Origin of the sequence: Pseudomonas sp. BN417, assembly GCF_029871205.1 — a bacterium.
GTDB lineage: Bacteria > Pseudomonadota > Gammaproteobacteria > Pseudomonadales > Pseudomonadaceae > Metapseudomonas.
Genome location: NZ_SSOJ01000152.1, coordinates 22,460 through 30,024, shown reverse-complemented (window position 1 = coordinate 30,024; position 7,565 = coordinate 22,460). Strand labels below are relative to the sequence as shown.

5 protein-coding genes are annotated in these 7,565 nt (G+C 67.7%); 3 read left to right on the top strand and 2 right to left on the bottom strand.

Translation table 11 applies throughout. The features are described from left to right. Positions 1-326: 326 nt before the first annotated feature. Positions 327-1,358: a TMAO reductase system periplasmic protein TorT gene (torT, locus tag E8F11_RS24150; protein ID WP_280291444.1), complete on the bottom strand. Its 1,032-nt coding sequence runs from the start codon at positions 1,356-1,358 to the stop codon at positions 327-329. Positions 1,359-1,496: 138 nt separating this feature from the next. On the opposite strand from torT, the gene mdtD reads away from it, so the two are divergent. Together mdtD and dbpA are read left to right on the top strand one after the other, a co-directional pair. Beyond that, complete coding sequence (gene mdtD, locus E8F11_RS24145) at positions 1,497-2,912, top strand: multidrug transporter subunit MdtD (RefSeq protein WP_280291443.1); 1,416 nt, start codon at positions 1,497-1,499, stop codon at positions 2,910-2,912. A 60-nt stretch (positions 2,913-2,972) separates the two neighbouring features. Next, positions 2,973-4,352 carry an ATP-dependent RNA helicase DbpA gene (gene dbpA / locus E8F11_RS24140; RefSeq protein WP_280291442.1) on the top strand — a complete coding sequence of 460 codons (1,380 nt, stop codon included), beginning with the start codon at positions 2,973-2,975 and terminating at the stop codon, positions 4,350-4,352. 21 nt (positions 4,353-4,373) lie between these two features. On the opposite strand, the gene E8F11_RS24135 is transcribed toward dbpA, so the two are convergent. Then, positions 4,374-5,120: a transporter substrate-binding domain-containing protein gene (locus E8F11_RS24135; protein WP_280291441.1), complete on the bottom strand. Its 747-nt coding sequence runs from the start codon at positions 5,118-5,120 to the stop codon at positions 4,374-4,376. Between the two features lie 239 nt (positions 5,121-5,359). Here E8F11_RS24135 and yccS point away from each other — a divergent pair, with 239 nt between their 5' ends. Continuing rightward, entirely contained in the window at positions 5,360-7,537 is a 2,178-nt protein-coding gene (gene yccS / locus E8F11_RS24130) for a YccS family putative transporter (protein WP_280291440.1), read from the top strand. Positions 7,538-7,565: the final 28 nt, after the last annotated feature.

The window sequence follows — 7,565 nt, the reverse complement described above, 5'->3', positions numbered from 1 at the left end:
GGCCCCCGGAGCAATGATGGAGCGAGGGAAACGCAGTAACAGCCGAAGGCTGGTCACCCGACGCAGTCGGGCCGGATGCAGGGGCGAGCGTTCTTGGTTACTTCTTTGTGGTTCGGCATCCCGACGTTTGAAAGAAGTGACTCGCCGGGAGGCGAAACAGGGACTCGCAGCCCGCTCGATAAGCAGCTTGGCTCAAGACGTTCTAGCAACACTTAATGCAAACATAGCCAATTCATTCGCCAAGGGCGGCGCAGCTGCCCCATCGGGTCTTGCAGGGCACGCCTTCGGCCTGCTTGGCGAATGAATTCGCCCCTACAAGGAACCTGCTACTCCGGCAGCTCCTGGCGGATCATCCAGTGCCCGCTGGGCGGCATCAGGCGGCTGATATCGAAGCGCTGCAGGTTATCCCGGTCGATCACCTCGATTCGTGGGCTGACCCGCCGTGGCGACGGCTTGCCTTCCAGCGCACGCACCGCCAGGTCCACCGCCACCCGCGCCTGGATCACCGGCGAGTCGCTGGGCGCGGCGAGGATGCTGCCTTCAGCGATGGCTTCCAGCACCCGCTCGGTGGCGTAGAGCGACACCACCTGCGCCTTGTAGCGGCTGCCTCTGGCGCGCACCAGCTGGGCGGCGAAGGCGGCGGCCTCGGCGTTGCCGAGTATGTAGTCGAGCTGGGGATCGCGGGCCAGCAGTTGGCGCACCAGCACCGCCTGCCTGGAACGGTCCACCGGGCCGTAACCGGCCGGCACCAGGGTCACCTTGCCGCCAGCCTTGAACTCGGCCAGGGCTCGCTCGGCGTCGGCCACCCAGCCGGCATCCTCCGGCCCCGGCAACCAGCCCACACGGATCGGTCGCCCCTTGCTGTGCTCGCGAATGTAGGCCATGGCCGCGCGGGCCATATCGGCGAAGTCCACCTGGGCCCGCGCGGTGACACCCGGACAATCGATACGGTTGACCAGGTCGATCACCGGCACCTTGTCGCGGTGCAGCAGGGCGATCTCGTCGCAGAGTCCCTGGGCGCTGATGGCGGCGATCACATAGGCGTCGGCGGCAAGCTGGATGCAGCGGGTCAACTGTGCGCGCTGCATGTCCGGGTACTGATAACCACCGGCCTCGTACACCCCCAGTTGCACGCCCTGGCGCTGCGCCTCCTCGGCCAGGCCCCAGGCCACTCCCCACCAGTAGCGGTCCATGCCGTGGGGCAGCAGGGCACAGATGCGCCAGGGGCGGCTCGCCGCTTCCAGCGGACGGTAGCTGGCGTCGCGGCCGTCCACCTGCACCCGCAACGGGAACCAGTCCGCTGCGAGGCAGGGCGCGGCCATCAACCAGCTCAGCAGCAGGAAACAGGGGGTCCGCATTCGGAAGGTCCTATCCGTGGGGAGAACAGCAGGGGCGAATAGTGGCAAGCCTAGCAGCCGGGCACCAGGGCGAATGTCCGCTGGCGGCGCGCCGGATAGCGGCCTAAAGTGCGCAGGGTCGCCCGCGCAAGGTTTTCCATGACCGAACCCGTACTCCTGGACGCCCGCACCGCCCGCCTGCTGCCCTGGCTGGTGGCGGTGGCCTTCTTCATGCAGGCGCTGGACGGCACCATCCTCAACACCGCACTGCCAGCCATGGCCCGCGACCTGGCGGAAGACCCGCTGCGCATGCAGTCGGTGATCATCGCCTACATGCTCACCGTGGCCCTGCTGATCCCCGCGTCCGGTTGGGTCGCCGACCGCTTTGGCACACGACGGGTGTTCTTCGGCGCGATCCTGCTGTTCAGCCTGGGCTCGCTGTGCTGCGCCCTCTCCTCGACCCTGCCGCAACTGGTGGGCGCCCGGGTGGTGCAAGGCCTGGGCGGCGCGCTGATGATGCCGGTGGGCCGGCTGGTGGTGCTGCGCGCCTATCCGCGCTCCGAGCTGGTGCGGATCATGAGCTTCATCACCCTGCCCGGCCTGCTCGGCCCGCTGATCGGTCCGACCCTGGGCGGCTGGCTGGTGGAGTACGCCAGCTGGCACTGGATCTTCCTGCTCAACCTGCCGGTCGGACTGCTCGGCGGGCTGGCGGCCTGGCGCTTCATGCCCGACCTGCGCGGCAGCGGTCCGGTGCGCCTGGACCTGTTCGGATTCCTCCTGTTCGGCACCGCCATGGTGCTGATCACCATCGCCCTGGAAGGCCTGGGCGACCTGCAACTGCCCCATGTGCGGGTGATGCTGCTGTTGCTCGGCGGCCTGGCCTGCCTGGCCGCCTACTGGCTGCACGCGGTACAGGTGGCGCAGCCGCTGTTCGCACCGTCGCTGTTCCGTACCCGCACCTTCGCCGCCGGCATCCTCGGCAACCTCTTCTCGCGCCTGGGCAGTAGTGCGCTGCCCTTCCTCACGCCCCTGCTGCTGCAGGTGGCGCTGGGTTATCCACCGGCGCAGGCGGGGATGACCATGATCCCCCTGGCGCTCTCGGCCATGCTCGCCAAGCCCCTGGCCAAGCCTTTGCTCGATCGCCTCGGCTACCGCCGCCTGCTGCTCGGCAACACCCTGCTGCTGGGCGGCATGATCGCCAGCCTGGCGCTGATCGACGCCAGCACGCCCTATCCCCTGCTGCTCCTGCACCTGGGTGCCCTGGGCGCGGTGAATTCCATGCAATTCACCGCGATGAACACCGTCACCCTGCTCGACCTCGACGACCACCAGGCCAGCAGCGGCAACAGCCTGCTCTCGGTGGTGATGCAGCTGTCGATGAGCCTTGGGGTCGCCGTAGCCGCGGCCCTGCTCGGTGGCTTCGGCATGTCGGAGGCACCCGGCGTGCTGCAGGCCTTCCAGGCCACCTACCTGTGCGTCGGCGTCCTGACCCTGCTGGCCGCGGCGATCTTCTTCCAGTTGCCGCCCGACAGCGGCCGCGCCGTGCGCCGGGTGCACCGCGAACTCGACGAGTGAACGGGGCTGCATGCCCCATCCTGCTAAACTGCGCGCCATTTCGACTTTCAGGCCCGTCCCGTGACCACCACCGCCTTCACCACCCTGCCCCTCTCCGCAGCCACCCTGGCCAACCTGGAGACCCTGGGCTACCGCGACATGACGCCGATCCAGGCCAAGAGCCTGCCGCTGATCCTCAAGGGTCAGGACCTTATCGCCCAGGCCAAGACCGGCAGCGGCAAGACCGCCGCCTTCGGTATCGGCCTGCTGGAGCCGCTGAATCCGCGCTTCTTCGGCTGCCAGGCGCTGGTGCTCTGCCCCACCCGCGAGCTGGCCGATCAGGTGGCCAAGGAAATCCGCCGCCTGGCCCGCGGCCACGGCAATATCAAGGTGCTCACCCTCTGCGGCGGCGTGCCTTTCGGCCCGCAGGTGGGCTCCCTGGAACACGGCGCCCATGTGATCGTTGGCACGCCTGGACGAATCCAGGAGCACCTGCGCAAGGGCACCCTGGTGCTCGACGGCCTCAACACACTGGTGCTGGACGAAGCCGACCGCATGCTCGACATGGGCTTCTACGACAGCATCGCCGAGATCATCCAGCAGCTCCCGGCACGCCGGCAGACCCTGCTGTTCTCCGCCACCTACCCGGCCGGCATCGCCCAGTTGGCCAAGACCTTCATGCGCGATCCGCAGCAGGTGAAGGTGGACGCCCTGCACGACGACGGCCAGATCGAGCAGCGCTTCTACGAGATCGACCCGCGCCAGCGCATGGATGCCGTGCTGCGCCTGCTGCAACAGGTGCGCCCGCAGTCCTGCGTCGCCTTCTGCCACACCCGCCAGCAGTGCCAGGAACTGGAAGCCCACCTGCGCGACCAGGGTGTTTCCGCATTGTCGCTGCATGGTGAGCTGGAGCAGCGTGAGCGTGACGAGGTGCTGACCCTCTTCGCCAACCAGAGCTGCAGCGTGCTGGTGGCTACCGACGTCGCCGCGCGCGGCCTGGATATCGCCGGGCTGGAAGCGGTGATCAACGTCGAGCTGTCCCGCGACCCCGAAGTGCACGTCCACCGCATCGGCCGTAGCGGTCGCGCCGGCGAGAAGGGCCTGGCCCTGAGTCTGGTGGCGCCGGCCGAAGCCAACCGTGCCCAAGCCATCGAGGACCTGCAGCAGATGCCGTTGAACTGGCAGCGCCTCGACGAGCTGGTCGTGAAGAACCGCGAGCCACTGCTGCCGCCCATGGCCACCCTGTGCATCAACGGCGGGCGCAAGGAGAAGTTGCGCCCCGGCGACATACTCGGCGCCCTCACTGGCGAAGCCGGGATTCCCGGCAGCCAGGTGGGCAAGATCGCCATCTTCGATTTTCAGGCCTTCGTCGCCGTCGAACGCGGCGTCGCCAAGCAGGCGCTCAAGCGTCTTAGCGAAGGCAAGATCAAGGGGCGTTCCTACAAGGTGCGGATCATCTGACCCAGTGGCTAGCCAGGCCCCCTATCGAGGGCTGGGCAGGCCGTGACGGGCGAAGATCGCCTGGTAGGTGCCGTCCTCGCGCATGGCCTGGATGGCGCGATTGAAATCTTCCACCAGCTGCTGGTGCCGCGGATGGCTGAGCCGCACCAGGATGTGCGAGCCGCTCTCGGAAAGCGGCCTGGGCAGAAACTCCAGCTGGTCACTGATGCCTTTCAGTTCGCGGTTCAGGTAGAAACGCGCCACCAGCTCGTCCTCCAGGGTCAGCTGCACGCGTCCGGCGGCAAGCATCCGCGCGCCCATCGGGAAGTCCGTCACTGGCACCTTGTGCAGGCTGGCGTCGGCATCGAAGGCTGGCGAATAGCGGTAGTCGCGCCCCACGGCGATGCTGTAGCGCCTGAGGTCGGCCAGGGTACGGTAGTCGGCCGTGCTGTCCTTGCGCTTGAGGAAGAGGATTCGATTGGTCAGGTAGGGCGCGGAGAACTGGCCGAAGCGGGCACGCTCTTCGCTGTACCAGGCGCTGACGAGCAGGTCGTAGTCCCCCTCCTGGAGCCCGCGCAATGCACGCGCCCAGGGCACCTGCACGTACTCGGTGCGATGCCCAGCGCGTTCCAGGGCGGTGCTCACCAGTTCGCAGGCCAGGCCATTGCCCGGCAGGCGGGCGTCGGTGAAGGGTGGCCAGAGATTTGCAGCCATGCGCAGCGTTTCCGCGTTGACGCCGGCACAGGCGAGCAGCAGGGCGAACAAGGCGAAACCAAGGTGTCTTCTCATGCGAGGCGTCTGCGAACGGGTTTGGCCAGCAGGTCCACCAAGCCTGCGCCAATTCCCCGACAGCGGCCAGCGCGAAACGGCACCTGCGTACCTGAAATCAACCCTGGCTCCTGTGGCTCCAGGCACTCGGCGACAGACCAAGCGTCTTGATGCGAGCGGGCGGCTGACAGCGCCCGTCGCAGCCTTTAGGCTGTAGCCGGCAGCACAGCCACACCCGGACATCCGCCCTCAAGGCCCATATGCCCTCGACTCGACTCACTCAATCGCTGCGCCGCCTCTGGGCGCTGGACAAGTTCAGCTACAGCCTGCGCGTTTTCGTCGCCCTGACCGGGAGCATGGCGCTGTGCTGGCAGCAGGACCGCATGGAACTGTTGATTCCGCTGTTCCTCGGCATCATCGCCAGCGCCCTGGCGGAAACCGACGACAGCTGGCAGGGCAGGCTCACCGCACTGCTGGTGACCCTGGGTTGTTTCAGCATCGCCTCGCTCTCGGTGGAACTGCTCTTCCCTTACCCCTGGGTCTTCGTCAGCGCCCTGGCCCTGGCCAGCTTCGGCCTGACGATGCTCGGCGCCCTGGGCGAGCGTTACGCGACCATCGCCTCGGCGACGCTGATCCTCTCCATCTACACCATGATCGGCGTCGACCAGCGCGACGGCGCGCCCACCAATCTCTGGCAGGAACCGGCGCTGCTGGTGGCCGGCGCCGCCTGGTACGGCCTGCTCTCGGTGCTCTGGCAGGCGCTCTTCACCCACCAGCCGGTGCAGCAGAGCCTGGCCAGGCTGTTCCGTGAGCTGGGGCAGTACCTCAAGCTGAAATCCGCCTTGCTGGAGCCGGTGCGCCAGCTCGACGTCGAAGGCCGGCGCCTGGCCCTGGCGCAGCAGAACGGCCGCGTGGTGGCGGCGCTGAACGCGGCCAAGGAAGTCATCCTGCACCGCGTCGGCAACGGTCGCCCGGGCCCCAAGGTGAACCGCTACCTCAAGCTCTACTTCCTGGCCCAGGACATCCACGAGCGCGCCAGCTCTTCCCACTTCCCCTACAACGAGCTGGCCGAAGCCTTCTTCCACAGTGACGTGCTGTTCCGCTGCCAACGCCTGCTGCGCCAGCAGGGCGGCGCCTGCCAGGCACTGGGCCGGGCCATCCAGATGCGCCAACCCTTCGACTACCTGGATGGCGCCCAGGCCCTGGAGGACCTGAACAAGTCCCTGGAGCACCTGCGCATCCAGAGCAATCCGGCCTGGCGCAGCCTGCTGCGCTCGCTCAATGCCCTGGCCAACAACCTGGCTACCCTCGACCGGCTGCTCATCGATTCCAGCAACCCCGACGCCCTGGCCGAAGCCCAGGACAGCAGCCTGCTGGACCGCTCGCCCCAGGGCCTGAAGGACGTCTGGGAACGCCTCAAGCAGAACCTCACGCCCACCTCCCTGGTGTTCCGCCACGCCCTGCGCATGGGCCTGGCACTGGCCGCCGGCTACGGCGTGCTGCACCTGATCCACCCCGAACAGGGCTACTGGATACTGCTGACCACGGTCTTCGTCTGCCAGCCCAACTTCGGCGCCACCCGGCGCAAGCTGGTGCAGCGGATCGCCGGCACCCTGATCGGCCTGGCGCTGGGCTGGGCGCTCTTCGACCTGTTCCCCGGCGCCCTGGTGCAGTCGGCCTTCGCGGTGGTCGCAGGGGTGGTGTTCTTCGCCACCCGCGCCACCCGCTATACCCTGGCCACCGCCGCCATCACCCTGCTCGTGCTGTTCTGCTTCAACCAGGTCGGCGACAGCTATGGCCTGTTCCTGCCGCGCCTGGTGGACACGCTTCTCGGCGCCCTGATCGCCGGCCTCGCGGTGATCTTCATCCTCCCCGACTGGCAGGGTCGCCGGCTCAACCAGGTGGTGGCCAATACCCTCACCTGCAACAGCCGTTACCTGCGCCAGATCATGCAGCAGTACGCCAACGGCAAGCGCGACGACCTGGCCTACCGCCTGGCCCGGCGCAATGCCCACAACGCCGACGCGGCGCTGTCCACCACCCTGTCCAACATGCTCATGGAGCCCGGCCACTTCCGTAAGGAGGCGGATATCGGCTTCCGCTTCCTGGTGCTCTCCCACACCCTGCTCAGCTATCTCTCAGCCCTCGGCGCCCACCGCAGCGAGCAACCCGGCGAAGCCCTCAACCCGGTCTCCGAACAGGCCGCCAGCCAGATCGCCGAGAGCCTCGACTGCATCGCCGAGGGACTGGCCGACCGACGCCCGATCAGCATCCATCGGGACGAGGAGGACGCCCTGGCCAAGGCCCTGGAGCAACTGCCGGAAGACATGGACGACCGCCCGCGGCTGGTGCAGACCGAACTGGGGCTGATCTGCCGCCAGTTGGGTCCATTGCGGACCCTGGCGGCGCATTTGCTGAATGAGGGGAAGGTGGCATGAAAGCCGCTGGCTGGCCTTGGCCCTGCTG

What these genes read in the sequence shown, in the direction of transcription:
- mdtD (WP_280291443.1), top strand. Translation starts at nt 1,497, where the DNA reads ATGACCGAACCCGTACTCCTGGACGCCCGCACCGCCCGCCTGCTGCCC.
- E8F11_RS24135 (WP_280291441.1), bottom strand. Translation starts at nt 5,120, where the DNA reads ATGAGAAGACACCTTGGTTTCGCCTTGTTCGCCCTGCTGCTCGCCTGT.
- torT (WP_280291444.1), bottom strand. Translation starts at nt 1,358, where the DNA reads ATGCGGACCCCCTGTTTCCTGCTGCTGAGCTGGTTGATGGCCGCGCCC.
- yccS (WP_280291440.1), top strand. Translation starts at nt 5,360, where the DNA reads ATGCCCTCGACTCGACTCACTCAATCGCTGCGCCGCCTCTGGGCGCTG.